At 41.6% G+C, this 16,572-nt stretch carries 19 protein-coding genes and 2 pseudogenes; 5 read left to right on the plus strand and 16 right to left on the minus strand.

Features of this window, described 5'->3' with window-relative positions; translation table 11 throughout:
* Positions 1-219 precede the first annotated feature (219 nt).
* The 5 genes and pseudogenes from CD00_RS17760 to CD00_RS0108515 form a co-directional block, all read right to left on the minus strand.
* A pseudogene (locus CD00_RS17760) lies at positions 220-462 on the minus strand (TfoX/Sxy family protein); the annotation flags it as partial.
* Positions 455-673: pseudogene (locus CD00_RS19835) on the minus strand (TIGR04076 family protein); the annotation flags it as partial. The pseudogenes CD00_RS17760 and CD00_RS19835, both read right to left, overlap by 8 nt.
* 18 nt (positions 674-691) lie before the next feature.
* Entirely contained in the window at positions 692-1,363 is a 672-nt protein-coding gene (locus CD00_RS17765; protein ID WP_081668237.1) for a helix-turn-helix domain-containing protein, read from the minus strand.
* 154 nt (positions 1,364-1,517) lie between these two features.
* On the minus strand, positions 1,518-1,685 hold the full coding sequence (locus tag CD00_RS20160) for a hypothetical protein (protein WP_015550812.1): 168 nt from the start codon (positions 1,683-1,685) through the stop codon (positions 1,518-1,520).
* 65 nt (positions 1,686-1,750) lie between these two features.
* Entirely contained in the window at positions 1,751-2,635 is an 885-nt protein-coding gene (locus CD00_RS0108515) for a LysR family transcriptional regulator (RefSeq protein ID WP_026506816.1), read from the minus strand.
* Positions 2,636-2,762: 127 nt separating this feature from the next.
* Here CD00_RS0108515 and CD00_RS0108520 point away from each other — a divergent pair, with 127 nt between their 5' ends.
* Positions 2,763-3,800, plus strand: a complete 1,038-nt coding sequence (locus CD00_RS0108520) for a YeiH family protein (protein WP_026506815.1) — start codon at positions 2,763-2,765, stop codon at positions 3,798-3,800.
* Between the two features lie 27 nt (positions 3,801-3,827).
* Here the strand turns inward: CD00_RS0108520 and CD00_RS17770 are convergent, their stop codons facing one another.
* The 5 genes from CD00_RS17770 to CD00_RS0108545 form a co-directional block, all read right to left on the minus strand.
* On the minus strand, positions 3,828-4,103 hold the full coding sequence (locus CD00_RS17770) for an ArsR/SmtB family transcription factor (RefSeq protein WP_242838944.1): 276 nt from the start codon (positions 4,101-4,103) through the stop codon (positions 3,828-3,830).
* Between the two features lie 91 nt (positions 4,104-4,194).
* On the minus strand, positions 4,195-5,154 hold the full coding sequence (locus tag CD00_RS0108530) for a plasmid recombination protein (protein WP_242838945.1): 960 nt from the start codon (positions 5,152-5,154) through the stop codon (positions 4,195-4,197).
* 327 nt (positions 5,155-5,481) lie between these two features.
* A complete protein-coding gene (locus CD00_RS0108535) occupies positions 5,482-5,715 on the minus strand; it encodes a hypothetical protein (protein WP_026655591.1) in 234 nt (77 codons plus the stop codon).
* Between the two features lie 107 nt (positions 5,716-5,822).
* On the minus strand, positions 5,823-6,797 hold the full coding sequence (locus tag CD00_RS0108540) for an AAA family ATPase (RefSeq protein WP_026655593.1): 975 nt from the start codon (positions 6,795-6,797) through the stop codon (positions 5,823-5,825).
* A gap of 129 nt (positions 6,798-6,926) precedes the next feature.
* Positions 6,927-7,163 (minus strand): hypothetical protein, encoded by a 237-nt coding sequence (locus tag CD00_RS0108545; RefSeq protein WP_013280038.1) that lies wholly within the window; start codon positions 7,161-7,163, stop codon positions 6,927-6,929.
* A 164-nt stretch (positions 7,164-7,327) separates the two neighbouring features.
* On the opposite strand from CD00_RS0108545, the gene CD00_RS17775 reads away from it, so the two are divergent.
* A complete protein-coding gene (locus CD00_RS17775) occupies positions 7,328-7,852 on the plus strand; it encodes a helix-turn-helix domain-containing protein (RefSeq protein ID WP_051594132.1) in 525 nt (174 codons plus the stop codon).
* Between the two features lie 53 nt (positions 7,853-7,905).
* Positions 7,906-8,958, plus strand: coding sequence for a tyrosine-type recombinase/integrase (locus tag CD00_RS0108555; protein WP_026655594.1), 1,053 nt, complete (start codon positions 7,906-7,908; stop codon positions 8,956-8,958).
* Between the two features lie 156 nt (positions 8,959-9,114).
* On the opposite strand, the gene rpsI is transcribed toward CD00_RS0108555, so the two are convergent.
* From rpsI to CD00_RS0108585, 6 genes are all read right to left on the minus strand, one after another.
* Positions 9,115-9,513, minus strand: coding sequence for a 30S ribosomal protein S9 (rpsI, locus tag CD00_RS0108560; protein ID WP_026655595.1), 399 nt, complete (start codon positions 9,511-9,513; stop codon positions 9,115-9,117).
* A gap of 21 nt (positions 9,514-9,534) precedes the next feature.
* A complete protein-coding gene (rplM, locus tag CD00_RS0108565; protein WP_026655596.1) occupies positions 9,535-9,963 on the minus strand; it encodes a 50S ribosomal protein L13 in 429 nt (142 codons plus the stop codon).
* 155 nt (positions 9,964-10,118) lie between these two features.
* Positions 10,119-10,922: a tRNA pseudouridine(38-40) synthase TruA gene (gene truA / locus CD00_RS0108570; RefSeq protein WP_026655597.1), complete on the minus strand. Its 804-nt coding sequence runs from the start codon at positions 10,920-10,922 to the stop codon at positions 10,119-10,121.
* 14 nt (positions 10,923-10,936) lie between these two features.
* Positions 10,937-11,740 (minus strand): energy-coupling factor transporter transmembrane component T family protein, encoded by an 804-nt coding sequence (locus CD00_RS0108575; RefSeq protein ID WP_026655598.1) that lies wholly within the window; start codon positions 11,738-11,740, stop codon positions 10,937-10,939.
* A gap of 20 nt (positions 11,741-11,760) precedes the next feature.
* Positions 11,761-12,609, minus strand: coding sequence for an energy-coupling factor transporter ATPase (locus tag CD00_RS0108580; protein WP_026655600.1), 849 nt, complete (start codon positions 12,607-12,609; stop codon positions 11,761-11,763).
* Between the two features lie 13 nt (positions 12,610-12,622).
* Positions 12,623-13,471 carry an energy-coupling factor transporter ATPase gene (locus tag CD00_RS0108585; RefSeq protein WP_026655601.1) on the minus strand — a complete coding sequence of 283 codons (849 nt, stop codon included), beginning with the start codon at positions 13,469-13,471 and terminating at the stop codon, positions 12,623-12,625.
* 80 nt (positions 13,472-13,551) lie between these two features.
* Here CD00_RS0108585 and CD00_RS0108590 point away from each other — a divergent pair, with 80 nt between their 5' ends.
* Positions 13,552-14,460, plus strand: coding sequence for a M15 family metallopeptidase (locus CD00_RS0108590; protein ID WP_026655602.1), 909 nt, complete (start codon positions 13,552-13,554; stop codon positions 14,458-14,460).
* Positions 14,461-14,572: 112 nt separating this feature from the next.
* A complete protein-coding gene (locus tag CD00_RS0108595) occupies positions 14,573-16,561 on the plus strand; it encodes a methyl-accepting chemotaxis protein (protein WP_026655603.1) in 1,989 nt (662 codons plus the stop codon).
* The last annotated feature ends 11 nt before the right edge of the window (positions 16,562-16,572 follow it).

Below are 16,572 nucleotides of genomic sequence, written 5' to 3' on the forward strand. Positions count from 1 at the left end.
TTTGAGAACTTTTTCATTGCCTTAAGTGCTGTGTTTGTGGCATTTCTAGGACGAGTTGCTGTTTACCTGCTGCGTACGGTAGAAAGCTCAGGGCTACTGTATGCTGCTGGTGGCAACTTTAATAACTGCGATCAAAAATAATACTCTTATTTTATTTTCTACTCATTAAATCTTTGTCTGTCTTTTGTAAGATTATCTTCAAATTTTCCTTACTATAGCTCACTTCTTTTTCTTTGGAGCAGGTAGCTCTTCATACATCGCCTCTAACAGATTGCGAAGAAACTCTTTGTTCTCAACATTATCGACAAGGAGCATCTCCTTCGCTCCCTCGTATGGAAGTTCCAGACCGACTTCCGGCATCATTTTCACAGCAGACTTTACAGGCTTCACAAGAAAACGGTCATCATAAATGCCACCGACTACTTTTCCACGATAATAGATGATGTATTCTCCAATCACCGCCGCTCCGTATTGCTTCCATCAACGGATAAAGCATCATCATTGTCTTAGAACATATACCGTATCCATCTTGATTCACAGGACAGCCATATGTGCAGGTATACTTATCGTCGATTTCTTCTCCGTTTCTGCAATATCGCTCAGTATGATCCCCTCGAAGGAATCCCACAACCTCTACGGTAAATTCATACTCTTCGTCAAACCATTTCTTCATAATCCGGCCTCCGTCACACTATCCAAACAGCATATCTGCAGCCTTTTCCAGTTCTCTTCTCTCTTGAGAATCATCATAACCGCTTTCCTTGTCATCAATCCCCTTTACCGGATCGATCAAAAACAGGCCGTCACGGTTGCAGTAGAAGAATATCCTTCTGACTCCCCTGATCTTAAACCGTGCTTCAGCGCTCCCTTCCGGATAGAGCTTCACCATCTGCATATCATCGGATGAAGCCGCCGCCACAAACGAAATATAATGCTCCTTTGTCATGCTGTGATCGATACGCACATAATATTCATCTTCAACACGCTCGATAAAGACCATGTGACGCTCATCTGTTGGTTCCGCCTCTAAAGGCATGAGCTGGATACCGTGACAATGGATAGCCGCCTCCCCCATACTGTGTATCACATTACCGCAGATTGGACAAACATAGAACTTCGACCGCAGCATATTTGCGGATACATTCGCATTGTGAATGGTATTACCCGATATCAGCTCTGTAACTGAAATCTTAAATGCCTTCGCTATAGGCTCCAGCAGAGTAATATCCGGCAATCCTCTCAGGTTTTCCCATTTTGAGATACTTTTGTCAGTTACTCCCAGCCTTTCTGCCAGCTGAAGCTGTGTCATCTTGTTCTTTTCTCGCAATTCCTTAATAACTGCACCTGTAACATATTGGTTCATTTTCGTTCTCACCTCCATGCATAGATTGTAAATCAGTTTTTCTAATGATGGTACCTACGGAGAGTAGAGTTGAAGTTATTATCTTCCGATATATCTTTCTTAGCGGAGCACACGGGACTTAAACCAAAGGTTCACAATGTACCCACAGCTCTAATTAATCCGTTATTTCTCCTCCAGCCTCTCTAAGATCAAACAATGAAACGATCTTAAACTCTTTCTTTTCAGTATCCACATCCCTAAACCAGATGCTTCCACTATTGATACATGCGCCCTGCCAGTTCGCCCATAGATCTGATATGTCCCATGATGCAAGTGCGGTCATCTCTTCCTCATTAAATGCTTTTTTAAGAATAGGTATGCTTATCGTTATTCATTTTACTAAAATGTTTATGCCATCGGTAGGATTTCCTCACATATTGCACGGATCTCTTCACTGAAAACAGTATCTTTTGGCCAGATGAAGGTAAAATCATGTTTTACCCTAAAGTCGTCAAGGGGGATTGTTTTCAGATATCCGGACTGCAGTCCGGATGCAACCGCTGCTTTATATAAAAAGGTGATGCCACAGTCTTTTTCAATAAGGCTTATTATGGCATGCATGTTCTCCACCTGGATAAAATTCCTAAAATCACTTGTAGAGTAATTGTTCAAGGCAAGAGCTCTTTCTAATATATTGCGCGTTCCTGAACCGGGTTCTCTTATAAGAATTCGCTCGGGAAAGAGATCTTTTATCACGCGCGGTTTCTGAGTGAAAGAGTGCTTTGCCGAACAGACAGAAACGAACTCTTCTTTGCTAAAAAGCAGCGTTTCATAATCATTTTCAGGAAAATATCCTTCTACAAGTGCAAAATCTATAACCCCCTCGGAGAGTTTTTTAAGAAGCTCCGATGTGTTGCCAAATGTAATCTTAAGATTAGTATCCGGGTGATTTTTTATGTAATCACTGATCGGATCAGCAATTATGTATTCTCCTATGGTCATGGTGACACCAAAAGAGATGTCTTTTAAGCCATGGTTATTCTGTGAAAGTATTTCTTTGAGACTTTCATCATCATTTTTTATCTGATTCATTTTTTTATACAGGAGTTTTCCGTTGTCAGTTAGAAAAAGTTTTTTTCCATCCTGAGTAAACAGCTTTGTCCCGTATTCATTTTCAAGATGATGTATGTGTTGAGAAACAGCGGGCTGAGTAATATTCAGCTCCTTAGCCGCCTTGGTGAAATTGAGGTGTCTGCAAACGCAGAGGAAAGTATCTATTCTGAAATCCAGCATAATCAGTTCTCCATAACAATAAAAAATATTTATGGTTACATAATAATATATAATTTTATCTTTTTCAAAAGACAGAATATAATAAGACCTGCGAAATAACAGATTAGAAAGTGAGAGAGGTCTTGAGATGGATTTTTTGAAAAAGAATTATTTGGGAATAATCGTATGCTTCACTATTGCAGTTCCTTCATGGCTCCTGGGAAAGCGTTTCCCTGTCGTTGGCGGAGCGGTGATTGCAATCATTCTGGGCATGATAATAGCCCTGTTCTGGAATGACAAGGGGAAGGCGGCTGATGGAATAAAGTTTACATCAAAGATAATTCTGCAGGCGGCTGTTGTCCTCCTTGGATTTGGTATGAATCTTTCGGTCGTTCTTCAGACCGGAAAACAGTCACTTCCTATAATTATCTGCACGATTTCAACATCGCTTATCCTATCATGGATTCTTCATAAGGTTATGAATATCAAAGGAAACACAGCTACTCTTATCGGAGTTGGCTCATCAATATGCGGCGGCTCAGCAATAGCAGCTACGGCTCCTGTCATTGATGCGGATGATGATGAAGTGGCACAGGCAATTTCTGTGATATTTTTCTTTAACGTGCTGGCAGCACTTCTTTTTCCTTCGCTGGGAAAGCTTATAGGTTTTGATATCACAACAGGAGAGGCTTTCGGTATTTTTGCGGGATCTGCAGTTAATGATACTTCTTCCGTCACTGCAGCTGCATCAACCTGGGACAGCATGTGGAACCTGGGTAGTCAGACTTTGGACAAGGCAGTTACAGTGAAGCTTACAAGGACATTAGCAATCATTCCGATTACACTGGTTCTTGCTTATCTGAGAGCAAAGGAAGCAAAAAAGGATGGAAGCACCACCAACGGTTTTAGCTTCAGGAGAGCATTCCCGATGTTCATAGTGTTCTTTGTTCTTGCTTCAATTATCACAACACTTTGCTTGGGAATGGGAGTACCTTCGGATATTTTTAAACCTCTTAAAGAACTTAGCAAGTTCTTTATCATAATGGCCATGGCTGCTATAGGCCTGAACAGCAACGTGGTCAAGCTCATTAAATCCGGTGGAAAGCCGATACTGCTTGGTGGCTGTTGCTGGGGCGGAATAACAGTTGTAAGCCTTGTGATGCAACATGTAATGGGGATATGGTAAAGACCTGAGTCTGAATAAAGTTCCACATTACGGTTCTCCCTTACAGCACTTGCCGGTGGTTTCATTACAGAGAGTTTTTATAAAACCAAAGAATTCCTTCATGATGTCCGTGTTTATTGAATAGTAGTGCCACTTACCTTCTTTCCTGTCTTTAACCAAGCCCGAATCCACAAGTATCTTCATGTGATGAGAGAGAGTCGGCTGTGTAATATCAAACTTTTCAAGAAGCTTACATCCGCATTTCTCCTGATCAGAAACCAGAAGAACCGGACATGAGATTTTGCACTCTCTGTTGTCATTCATAAAACCAGCGTATCCAATACCCATCCTGTTCAATATTATGTGCATAAAACAAGGGCGTTTTCACGCCCCTGCCTATTGCACTATCAGTTATTCATCTCTCAGGTCTTAGATTATTCCTATTAAGATTTGGACTTTGCTGCTCCTTCCTCTGATCAACTATCGTCTGGCTTTCTCTTAGCTTTTGCAAAATGCTTGTTTTAGCCTTTTCAGCTACCTCAGGCTTCTTGGTCTTATCCCACCATTCCTTGAATGTTCTGAAGGCTTTCGAGACTAGTTTTCCCAGTGTGGTCTTAGGATTTTCGAGTGTTGCGTATCTCATGAATTCCTTTTTCATTTCTGTATTTACCACTGAGTCCACATATTGGTTAACTGTGCTTTCAATGTCCTCCTTCATTTCTTTAGCCGTTCCGTCCAGAGCTTCAATCTGTGTCTCCTTCTCCTGGCACTTATCTTCCAGCTTTTCATATTCTTGCTGCTTTAGCCTTAAGTAGAATTCTTTTGAGAAGTCGCTATTCCTTCCTTTTTCCTTTGGCTTTAAGGTTTCATCTCCAAAGATCTCCGGGTGGTCTATCATCTGATGCTCTACAAAATCGTGCATTAGATCTTGTATTTTTTCTAGTCTCTCCTGATCAAACACTTTTGTTTTTGCCACCTGTTTGCTTAGTCCTCGTTTGTATCCTGTTGCTACCGGAACTCCTACTACGTGCATATGAGGTGAATCCTCATCCAAGTGTGTTACCGCCGATGCGATTTTGAATTCCGGAACTATCTCTTTTACATATTCAAGCTGATCTCTCAAGAGTGGCTTCATTGCATTCCACTGCTCTCTCGTCTTATCTGCCCAGAATTCCTTATCCCCTACTTGGAGAATTACCTCCGTAGCCACATCATTCTTTTTACTTTCGGATACATACTCCAGATAGTCAGGAATCTGTCTGTCACTTCTTTTACCTTTGTTGTATTCCGCAAGTGCCTCAGAGAATTCCCTTTCATAAATCTCTTTTACATCATCGAGAACATTTACTTCACTCCCGACTTCCACTTCGATCATTTCTTCGTTATACTCTTCGCTTTGAAATAATCGAAGATTGTGTTTGCTCACCGAAACCACATCTCGCGTTTTAGTGAGCGAATGCTTCTTACATGAAATGTGAAATGTCACTGTTATCATAAACAAACTCCTTTCGTAATATTTTTTTGCCGCCGGCAGGCCCCTCGGAGAGCCCCCGGATAATGATGTGTAATGTCATTATCCATAGGGGGTTACCCATAACGACACGTTATGGGGAAGCTCGCTCCGCTCGCCTGCCAAGCCATTCATTCCTTGGCTGATTATTACCGGAGCGTGTCACGCTCCCGTTCAATCCATCAAGGGAAATCACCATCTAAAATCCCTGTGCATTCCCACCATATCGAGGTAGTCCTGACGAGCTTTTTCCTTCTCCTCTTCTGTGGGTGCTGTCTTGAACTTTGAATAGATTTCGTGCCTTGCTAATTTTTCCATCTTGTCCTCAAGTTCTTTTTTGATCAGATCAGTATCTTCGTCGAACTCAAAGACCAGTAATCGTATCAGCCTTATAAATAATTCCTGTGATATCTGTACGTTTTTCATTCGTCCCTTTCTTCTAGTCCGCAACAATGCAGTGTCTTTGTCTTTTTACAACCTTGCAATCTTAAGAGTGTAACTTCAGGCACATTACATTGTTGCGCTCTTGATTATCATTCGATTTCTTTTAATATCCAGTACCAGGTATTGTTGATTCTCCTGGCTTTTATCCCAAGTTCATTTTTGGCTATCTCCAGAGTTCTTTTTGATATATCCTCTTCTTTAGCCAGTTCTACTGCCTCGTTACTTGGGATCATATTATGGTCTTCAGCCAATTCTCTCAGAAGAGCTATCGCCTTTTCCTGCTTATTCGCTTTCGGTGCAATTCCTCCGAGAACTTCGTCTGCGGTTATTTCATAATCTCCAATCCACTCGAATCCCTTTTCTGATAATCTGAAGGCCTTTGAATGTCCAAATGCTGCTAAGTTGTTCTTTATTTGGACTATTGCCCTTAGTTCCGGTTCTCCTTCTATCCTTCCTACCAGCAGGACACTTCTTGCTACTGCGTAGAAGTCAATTGATCCCATCCCTCTATAGGCTGCCTTGTTTCCGGAAGCCTTGTTCATGTGTCCGATTAGGATGATTGCACATTTGTACTTCTCCGCCAAAGCTCCCAGCTTCTTAGTCATATCTCTTGCTTCATTAGCTCTATTCATATCCATTCCGCCTCCGAGATATGCCTGTAGTGGATCCAGAATCAAGAGTTTTGCTCCAGTCCTTATGATTGCCTGTTCAACTCTCTCATCTACCATTGATAGCGATTTATCACTCTCATCTATCACATGGATTTTGGAGCAGTCAGCCCCGGCACCTTCAAGTCTTGGCTTTACCGTATCAGCCAGTCCGTCTTCTGCTGTCTGATATATGATGTTTATTGGTTCCTCACTCTGCAGACCTGTATCTAACGAAATTCCTTTTGATAACTTCGCTGCTGCATTTAGTACAAAAGTTGTTTTTCCATCTCCGGGATCTCCCTGAATGATGGTAAGCTTTCCATATGGTATAAACGGATACCATAGCCAGGAAACTTCTTCAGCTTCTACATCTGACATCTGGATAAGCTTTAATTCTGGTTTGCTTGTTTCCATTTAGATTCCTCCAATCTTACTTTTTTGTTGAACTTGGCCGGAACCCTTGCTATACTTTATTTAATCGAATTTACAAAAGCTCCGGCTTTTCATTTACTCTCTTGTTACCAGCAAGAGAGTTTTTTCATTTTAGACTGCTTCTGGACTAAAGTATCCAATCTCTTCCCACACCTTTCTGTCTGGACAATAGTAGTTGTATTCACTCGAATTCTCTTTCTTCATGGCATATCCAAATTTGAATATTCCCTGTTGGATCCCAATTCTTACAAACTGCGCATCTTTGTGCATTGCCTCAGCGACCTCGGTTATAGGAACATTTCTACCGGTAAATCTTGGCAGTTCTACATATAACTTTTTGTCTTCCATATTTTTTTCACCTCCTCCCGTCTAAAATACGAATTGTCAGTTCGTATTTTGATAATACGTCTTAATAATTCATTTGTCAATATATAATATGTATTCTTAATTCGTATTACGCTCTTGCAATTCGTATTACTACATGTTACAATTCACACAAGGAGGTCAGTACGATGAATAATGAATATGATATTGGAAATAGAATTAAGCAGGCCCGCAAAGCTCAGCACCTCAGTCAGACTGAACTGGCTAACAGGCTAGGCAAAACTATGCGTACCGTACAGAAATATGAAAGCGGCGAAATTGAACCTTCAATAGGTATACTGAATGAGATCGCAAATATTCTTAATATCTCCCCGGCAGAACTTATTGGATATCAGAAGAAGAACATCACTTTAGATACTCTCTCAGATGTCCTCTATGTTCTAAACGAATTAAATAAAAAAGCAGGTCTTCACTTCAATATAGACGTAAATCGCCCGCCAAAAACTGAAGAGTGGAGCTGTAGCCTTAAATTCATGGGAAACGATGAAATAGCAGATAATAACGCAGATCTCTGCCTTTTTCTGGAAAGATACGCAGATGAACGAGAAAGCCTAGAACAAGGCCTATCAAATGAAGATAGATTTAATCACTGGTTCGAAACAGAGCTGGCATACTACGCAAATGTAGCATTACCAGATAAGAAAGGTGATTAAGGGTTATACCCTTTTTCATAAATAACCTGAGCATCAAAGGAGGTCGATATTATTTGAAATTACCAAACGGATATGGAAGTGTAATGAAAATGTCCGGAAAACGCAGAAAACCCTATATGGTAAGAGTAACCACCGGATGGACTATTGATCCGGAAAAAGGTACAAAAAAGCAGACGTACAATGTCATAGGATATGCAGAAACCAAGCAGGAAGGCTTACAAATGCTATCAGATTATCATCAGAATCCATTTGATACAAAAGCAGCCAAAATGACATTCACAGACGTATATAATGCCTGGTCTGAAGCAAAGTATCCTACCATCTATAAATCCAATGTGCATGGGTATACAGCCTCATATAACGTATGTGGCACCCTTTACAATAAAACTTTTAGAGATATAAGGCTGGCAGAGCTTCAGAATGTCATTGATACCTGCGGAAAGAATTATCCTACACTCCGTAAGATCAAAGTCCTTTTCAATCAGCTTTACGATTATGCCCTTAAGAACGATATCTGTAACAAGGACTATTCCGAATTTGTAGATATCCTCAAGTATAAGGACAAGAATCCAAACAAGGTTGAGAGAGATATCTTTTCAAAAGCTGAGATTGACAGGCTATGGGAGCTCAAGGATGATCCGTTCTACCAGACAGTACTGATGCTGATTTACAACGGCTGTAGAATATCTGAACTACTGGATTTGGAAAAGAAAAATGTTCATCTTGAAGAACAGTATTTCGATGTGATACTAAGTAAGACTGAAAATGGTATCAGAAAGGTTCCTATAGCAGATAAGGTTCTACCATTCTACAAAGCCTGGTATGAATCCTCTGACTGTGAATACCTTCTTCACACAGATGACAACAAAAAATTCACCTACAGAAACTATAAAGACAGCTACTGGACACCACTAATAGAAAACCTTGGGATGGAGCACAATCCTCATGATACTCGGCACACCTGCATATCAATGCTGGCAGAAGCTCATGTGGATCCTACAATGATCAAGAAAATCGTAGGACACTCCGGAGCAATGTCTCTGACAGAGAAAGTGTACACACACCTTGATATCCAGTCTCTGGTAGAAGCAATAAATAAAATCTAAGACTTGATAATTTTGCTGTCTACCTGCTGTTTACTCGCTGTTTACGGTACAAAATTTTCTGCGTTTCACCACAACTGAATACAATTATAGATAAAAGAAAAACCCCAGAAACACTGAGTTTCTGAGGTTTGTAAGTTCTTTTTGAATCTCGAAAGATTATCTCTTTGAGAACTGAGGAGCACGACGAGCTTTCTTCAAACCGTACTTCTTTCTTTCCTTCATACGAGGGTCTCTTGTAAGGTATCCGGCCTTCTTAAGTACAGGTCTGTACTCATCTGAGTCAGCCTGAAGAAGTGCTCTTGCGATACCGTGTCTGATAGCACCGGCCTGGCCTGTTGTGCCGCCGCCTCTAACTGTTACTACAACGTCGAACTTCTCAGTTGTCTCTGTAGCAACAAGGGGCTGTCTAACGATAACCTTGAGTGTCTCAAGTCCGAAATACTCATCGATAGGTCTCTTGTTGATTGTTATATTTCCATTTCCGGATACAAGGTATACTCTAGCGATTGATTTCTTTCTTCTACCTGTTCCGTAATAATTAGATGACTTTGCCATTTTTACTATTCTCCTCTCCGATTAAAATGTTAATACTTCAGGCTTCTGAGCTGCGTGTGGATGCTCTGCACCTGCGTATACATGGAGCTTTGTGTACATTTCTCTTCCAAGAGATCCCTTAGGAAGCATTCCCTTAACGGCATGCTCGATAACTCTTTCAGGCTTGTCCTGGATCATCTGACGGAGTGAGAACTCCTTGTGGTGTCCAACATACTCTGTGTGATGCCAATACATCTTCTGATCAAGCTTCTTACCTGAAACCTTGATCTTCTCAGCATTGATTACGATCACATAATCGCCTGTATCAATGTTAGGAGTATAGATGGGCTTGTTCTTACCTCTAAGTACGTTTGCTACGTTTGAAGCAAGACGTCCAAGTGTCATATCGGTAGCATCAACTACATACCACTTCTTCTCAACTGTAGTTGCACTAGGCATATAAGTTTTCATTGTATTTCCTCCAGTAAATAATTACTTGATTGGTTACTTATGTGAAAACCCTTCACCTGATTCTCACATTATATATGATGTACATATTGAAGCTTACCGGGACAACAATATGACATTTTCACCTAATAGTGGACATGACGTCACACAGTAAGATATTATATATCGCATTTAGTCTTATTGTCAACACTATTTCCAACGATCGGAACGCCATCCGTGAACTTATATTTTATAAGGAATAACCCCTCCGGCGGTGCTGTCGGACCCGCTGCTTTGCGATCCTTGCTATCAAGCATTTTCTTAACTTCCGAAGGCTCTTTTTTCCCTCTTCCTACAAGTATGAGCGTACCCGCGATTATGCGGACCATATTATATAGAAAGCCGTTGCCCGTAACACTTATTATCACTTCATCGCCGTGTCTTTTAACCGTGATATCCCTAATTGTGCGCACATGACTTGCCGCCTGCGATTCAACATTACAAAAGCTCGTAAAATCATGTTCTCCCACAAGATACTTCGCTGCTTCCTGCATCTTTTCCGCATCCAACGGCATGCTGAAATGATATGTATACAGTCGCCTTACGGGAACAGGCATCTTGGTGTTCAAAACCCTGTATTCATAGGTTTTCTCTGTATCACAATGACGCGGATGAAACTCCGGTGAGACTTCCATCGACTCAACAATTCGCACATCCTCAGGAAGTATATGATTCAGGGCAAAAGAGAATCTGTCTCCCGGAATCGTCGAGCAGGTATCAAAAACAGCGACATTTCCGTAGGCATGAACGCCTGCATCCGTCCTGCTTGCGCCTATTACCGCAACTTTCTCTCCGGTCAGGCCATGAATTGCCCTGTTCAGCACGCCTTCAACGGTATTAGGTGTCGAACTCTGAAGCGCCCATCCGCTGTAATTCGTGCCATCATATGAAACTATCAGCATTATTCTGCGCTTTTTTGCCATTTCTTTATTATCTCTCAGAATTTCATTCTTCCAATCACAACACACATTATAAGGAAAAGAACAAGCACAATATATGCAATCCTGTCTCTTTTCTGATAAAATAGCGGCTTCATCTTGGTCCTGCCCTCGCCGCCGCGGTAGCACCTTGCTTCCATTGCCATCGCAAGATCCATAGCTCTTCTAAATGCCGATATAAAAAGCGGCACTAAAAGCGGTACCATGTTTTTTGCCCTTTTAATGATCGAGCCGGTCTCAAAATCCGCGCATCTTGCCATCTGAGCCTTCATGATCTTATCGGTCTCCTCGAGCAAAATAGGGATAAATCTAAGCGCGATCGACATCATCATTGATATTTCATGCACCGGAACATGCACAAGCTTAAGCGGATTAAGTAAACTCTCAAGTCCGTCAGTCAAGTTGTTTGGCGTTGTCGTAAGCGTCATAAGCGATGAACCTGTAATAAGGAACACCAGTCTTATCGCCATCTTTACGGCAAGTTTAAGGCCCTCATCCGTGATCTTTATCTTCCAAATTGTAATTATCGGATCTCCGGGAGTCAGAAACAAATTAAACAGCACCGATATCATCAGCAGGAAAAAAATAGATTTCATTCCCCTGAAGATAAATTTAACCGGCACATTCGACAGCTTGATGTTCATAGCAAGAAAAAGTCCCGCGATAACATATCCCAATGCGTTATTTACCATAAAAATGGCAATAAGGAAAACAAACGTGCCGACTATCTTAACTCTTGGGTCCAGTCTGTGTATTATGGATTCAGTTCTGTAATATTGTCCTAATGTAATATCTCTAAGCATCTTTTTGCCTTACATATCTTTTATTTTGAAAAAGCTCTCAATATCTCGTTTTTTGCTTCGTCAAGCGTTGTGACATCTATGTCAACATCAAATCCGGCCGTCTTAAGCTCCTGCATAACATACGTAACCTGCGGAGCCGCAAGACCTATAGCCTCAAGTTCCTGTCTGTGTCTGAAAACTTCCTTGGGAACATCGTCAAATGCTACTCTTCCCTTATTCATAACTATTATTCTGTCCACATAATCCGCAACATCGTCCATGCTGTGACTTACAAGTATGATAGTTATGCCGACTTCATCATGAAGCTTCTTCACAAGATTGAGGATATCCTCTCTTCCCTTGGGATCAAGTCCCGCAGTAGGCTCGTCAAGGATAAGGATCTCAGGCTTCATTGCAAGAACGCCGGCTATTGCGACTCTTCTCTTTTGTCCGCCCGAAAGGTCAAACGGTGACTGGTAAAAATAGTCATCGTCAAAGCCAACCTGTTTAAGTGCCTCATAAGCTCTAAGTTCCACTTCCTTCTGAGACAAACCAAGGTTCTTTGGTCCAAAACAAACATCCTTAAAGCAATCCGTTTCAAAAAGCTGGTGCTCGGGATACTGGAAAACAAGTCCCACCTTTGCTCTGAGTGCTTTCCTGTCAAACTCGGGATCGCTGATATCTTTTCCGTCAAAATATACCGTACCGCTCGTAGGCTTAACAAGACCGTTCATATGCTGGATCAGCGTTGATTTTCCGGACCCGGTGTGCCCTATAAGTCCGATAAATTCGCCCGCATCAATCTTTATATTCACGTCCGTCAGCGCCGCATGCGCCATCGCGGTATCTTCATCATATATATAATTTACATGGTCGAGAATTATAGACATTTCCTTCTCCGTATCATCTCTTTAATTTCTTAAGTTCCTCGACAAACTCCTCTTTTGTGAGAATTCCGTCAGGAAGCGGCAAACCGCTCTTTTTAAGTTCGTGTGCCAAAAGAGTAACCTGCGGAACGCCGAGCCTTAGCTCTTTGAGCTTTTCAACCTGAGAAAAAATCTCTTTAGGCGTGCCCTGCATCTCAACATGCCCTTTATCCATGACAAACACCTTATCGGCGTAAATAACTTCTTCCATATAATGTGTTATGAGAATGACAGTTATTCCTTCAACGCTGTTAAGCGCCCTCGCTGCCCTGATGACATCTTTTCTTCCGTTTGGGTCGAGCATCGCCGTGGGTTCGTCCATAATAATGCACTTTGGATGCATAGCGATAACTCCGGCAATTGAAACTCTCTGTTTCTGGCCACCCGAAAGATGATTGGGTGATGATTTCCTGAATTCAAGCATATTCACCGCTCTAAGGCTCTCATCAACACGCTCCCAGATTTCTTCCGTGGGGACGCCCATATTCTCAGGGCCAAATCCGACATCCTCTTCGACAACCTGTCCGATTATCTGATTGTCGGGATTCTGAAAGATCATTCCGGCTTCCTGCCTGATTTCCCACAGTTTCTCGCCATTTCTCGTGTTCATCCCGTCAACGATAACTTCGCCCTCTGTCGGATACAAAAGAGCGTTGAAATGTTTGGCAAGTGTCGACTTGCCTGATCCGTTGTGTCCGAGAACCGCTATAAACTGTCCGGGTCTGACGTCAATATTGACATCATCGACAGCCCTTGTAATGCCTTCGACATTTCCCTCTTCGTCTCTTCTGATATATTCAAATACAAGTTTATCTGTACGTATCATCTCTTTTTACCTACCATTCGAAATATTATAGCATAAATGTGGTAATATTGATTTATAAAATTAACATCGGAGATTTCCAAATGAACAGTAAATATGTAAAAGATCTTATTCTTCTTTTGGCAATAATCGTTTTTTGTGCCCTCGCCGCAAGACATCTTGCAGGTCACGAAACTCTCGAAGATTACGCCAATTCCCACCTTTCCACACAGTCACAGGAAAATATCACAGCTTCGGCCGCGCTTGATTCAAATCTTGAACAAAGCTCATCAGTTGCCTCTTCCGAAAATACCTCCGGAGCATCGATCAGTGCATCAGAATCATCGACTGAAACGGTCAATTCGAGTGTCATGTCGAGCTCAAACTTACCCGACGATTCAGACGTATATGACACAAGAGTCACATTCGAAGAAGGCTTCTACTACGAGGAAATTCCGGATTCAATTGTATCAAAGATAACAGACGTATCATATCCTCATGATTGCAAAATATCACTTGATGAACTCAGATATTGTGTTGTCAGCTATGTCAATTTTGACGGTGAAGAAAAGGTCGGTGAAATGATCTGCAACAAGGTGATTGCTGACGATGTCATGGAAATTTTCCACGAATTGTATGAGAACGATTATCAAATTGAGAGCATCAGGCTTATCGATGAATTTAACGCTGATGACGAGGCTTCTATGGAAGCAAACAACACATCCTGCTTCAATTATCGTCCCATCGCAAAAGGCCATAAGCTCTCCAAACACTCTCAGGGACTCGCGATTGACTTAAATCCTTTATATAATCCACAGGTAAAGTACAAGAACGGCACAACTACCATAGCTCCCGCTGCCGGCAAGGACTATGCCGACAGGTCTGCCTCTTTTCCATATAAGATCGACAAGGACGATCTTGCCTATAAACTCTTTAGAGAACACGGTTTTACATGGGGAGGAAACTGGAATTCATCTAAAGACTATCAACATTTCGAAAAGAAAATTCGCTAAAAAGTGAAATTGTTCATAATATTCCATATAAAAAACAATCCAAACAGTGTACAATAACTATTAAGCTTCTATAATCTTATCTATTTTTATATCTTAAGGAGACTTATCTAAAATGAAAAAAGGAAAGAGACATACAAAGATCAAAAACAAGCTTTTATTGTTCTTGGTCCCTGCTGTAGTTGCCACTATTCTTATTTTGGTGCTCATTTCAGGATACCTGTCAGGTAAGAGTATGACACAGATGGCAACATCGGCACTTAATTCTTCCATTTCCAATCAGGCAGACAACATTGAGGCATGGCTCGACGAAAATCTCCAGAATTTCTCTACCGTTAAGCAAATGGTCGAAAAAACAAAGCCAACAGATGCACAATTATCTGCTATGATGAACGCTTGCTACGGTTTTAATATCTATTGCAAAAACGGTCCGTATATCGCATCACAAAGCGGTAAAGTCTACAAAGCATCAGAATCCACGAAAGAAACGGGTAATGTCACAGAACAGGAATGGTTCAAACAAGGTATGACCCGCGTAAACATGGTCTATGGTAATACATATAAGGATGCAAACGGCACAAGTGTCATAAGTGCATCAGGTATCATCGATGACGGCTCTTCAGACCTTAAGATTATGGCCGCCGATCTGTCACTTGACCAGATCAGTATTATCGTCAACTCCAAGGTTAAGATGGACCAGGCTGCTTCTTTTCTTGTTGATATAACAGATAACACTATTCTTGCCCATCGTGACAAGAACCGTGTATCAACCAAACTTGACACAAATGACAACGACAGACTTATGGCTGCAATAGCAGGCAAGATTGCCGAGAGAGACTACTCCACCGTTACTCTTGCCAACAATGTAGTTGCATTTAAGCAGATTGCCGGAACCGACTGGGTTCTTATCTCATATATAAGCAAATCGATTGTCATGAAGGACGTGACAAGACTTGTTACCACTCTTATCGTGACAGGAATACTTGCAATTATAGTTATCGTTGTACTTATCAACCTCATGGTTACCAAAGTCATTGCTCCTCTCGGCGGAATTACCAAGAACATTACAGATATGTCAGCCGGTGACTTCACTATCAACGTTAAACACGGAAGAAGTAATGATGAGATTGGTCTCATGGGCGATGAAGTAAATGAATTTGTTCATTCCATGAGGAATATGCTCACTGCTATCAATGCCGAGTCAAAGAGACTCAGAGAGCAGTCCGACAATTCCGATATTGTATCAAAGAGCATGTACGAAGCATCTCAATCGCAGTCAGAAGCTATGAAGAACCTCAATTCAACTGTCGATCAGCTCGCTGTTGCAGTTAACGAGATTGCCCAGAATGCCACAACTCTTGCAATGGTAGTTGCTGACACAAGAGACAATTCAAATCAGGCTAATGAGAGCATGAAAGAAACTGTTGCGATCAGTAAGAAGGGCCGCGACAACATGGAACAGCTTGCCGATGCTATGCAGTACATTAAGAGCAGCAATGACGAGCTTGTTACTTCTATTGACGCTGTAGGAAAAGCTTCCGAAGAGATCACCAATATTGTCGGTCTTATCGCTGAAATTGCCGAGCAGACCAATCTCCTTTCACTTAATGCTTCTATTGAAGCCGCACGCGCCGGTGATTCCGGAAAGGGATTTGCCGTTGTTGCTACCGAGATTGGTAAACTTGCGAAGAACTCTGCAACAAGTGCCGATAACATTGCAAAACTTATCGATGAAGTCAGAAAAGCCATCGACAACGTTGTCGTTCAGGCTCAGACAAGTGCAAAGAATATTGAAAGCAACAGCGATCTTATTGATACAGCAGTACAGACATTCGATCAGATCTATCAGAACATTGAAAAATCAAATTCTCTTATCGACCTCATGATCAAAGACGTGCAGAAGGTTGATGACGTTGCAAGCAATGTTGCTGCTATCTCCGAAGAACAGGCTGCAAGCACGGATGAAATCCTCGAAACCAGTCGTAAGATGGTTGAACAGGCTAATAGCATTACTAAAAACAGTCAGGACGTTGCCGACAACTCACACGAGTTGGCAAATACTTCAGAAACGCTTACATCCTATGTTCAGAAGTTCAAGATTTGATAAGGAGATAC

Source organism: Butyrivibrio sp. AE3003, assembly GCF_000686065.1.
Lineage (GTDB): Bacteria > Bacillota > Clostridia > Lachnospirales > Lachnospiraceae > Butyrivibrio > Butyrivibrio hungatei_A.

Coding starts and splice junctions, on each gene's coding strand:
- CD00_RS0108580 (WP_026655600.1), bottom strand. CDS start 12,609: ATGTCTATAATTCTCGACCATGTAAATTATATATATGATGAAGATACC.
- CD00_RS0108530 (WP_242838945.1), bottom strand. CDS start 5,154: ATGATCGAAGTGGAAGTCGGGAGTGAAGTAAATGTTCTCGATGATGTA.
- CD00_RS0108515 (WP_026506816.1), bottom strand. CDS start 2,635: ATGCTGGATTTCAGAATAGATACTTTCCTCTGCGTTTGCAGACACCTC.
- CD00_RS0108585 (WP_026655601.1), bottom strand. CDS start 13,471: ATGATACGTACAGATAAACTTGTATTTGAATATATCAGAAGAGACGAA.
- CD00_RS0108590 (WP_026655602.1), top strand. CDS start 13,552: ATGAACAGTAAATATGTAAAAGATCTTATTCTTCTTTTGGCAATAATC.
- CD00_RS0108520 (WP_026506815.1), top strand. CDS start 2,763: ATGGATTTTTTGAAAAAGAATTATTTGGGAATAATCGTATGCTTCACT.
- rpsI (WP_026655595.1), bottom strand. CDS start 9,513: ATGGCAAAGTCATCTAATTATTACGGAACAGGTAGAAGAAAGAAATCA.
- CD00_RS17775 (WP_051594132.1), top strand. CDS start 7,328: ATGAATAATGAATATGATATTGGAAATAGAATTAAGCAGGCCCGCAAA.
- CD00_RS17770 (WP_242838944.1), bottom strand. CDS start 4,103: ATGAATGACAACAGAGAGTGCAAAATCTCATGTCCGGTTCTTCTGGTT.
- CD00_RS0108545 (WP_013280038.1), bottom strand. CDS start 7,163: ATGGAAGACAAAAAGTTATATGTAGAACTGCCAAGATTTACCGGTAGA.
- CD00_RS0108540 (WP_026655593.1), bottom strand. CDS start 6,797: ATGGAAACAAGCAAACCAGAATTAAAGCTTATCCAGATGTCAGATGTA.
- CD00_RS17765 (WP_081668237.1), bottom strand. CDS start 1,363: ATGAACCAATATGTTACAGGTGCAGTTATTAAGGAATTGCGAGAAAAG.
- truA (WP_026655597.1), bottom strand. CDS start 10,922: ATGGCAAAAAAGCGCAGAATAATGCTGATAGTTTCATATGATGGCACG.
- CD00_RS0108535 (WP_026655591.1), bottom strand. CDS start 5,715: ATGAAAAACGTACAGATATCACAGGAATTATTTATAAGGCTGATACGA.
- CD00_RS0108595 (WP_026655603.1), top strand. CDS start 14,573: ATGAAAAAAGGAAAGAGACATACAAAGATCAAAAACAAGCTTTTATTG.
- CD00_RS0108575 (WP_026655598.1), bottom strand. CDS start 11,740: ATGCTTAGAGATATTACATTAGGACAATATTACAGAACTGAATCCATA.
- CD00_RS20160 (WP_015550812.1), bottom strand. CDS start 1,685: ATGACCGCACTTGCATCATGGGACATATCAGATCTATGGGCGAACTGG.
- rplM (WP_026655596.1), bottom strand. CDS start 9,963: ATGAAAACTTATATGCCTAGTGCAACTACAGTTGAGAAGAAGTGGTAT.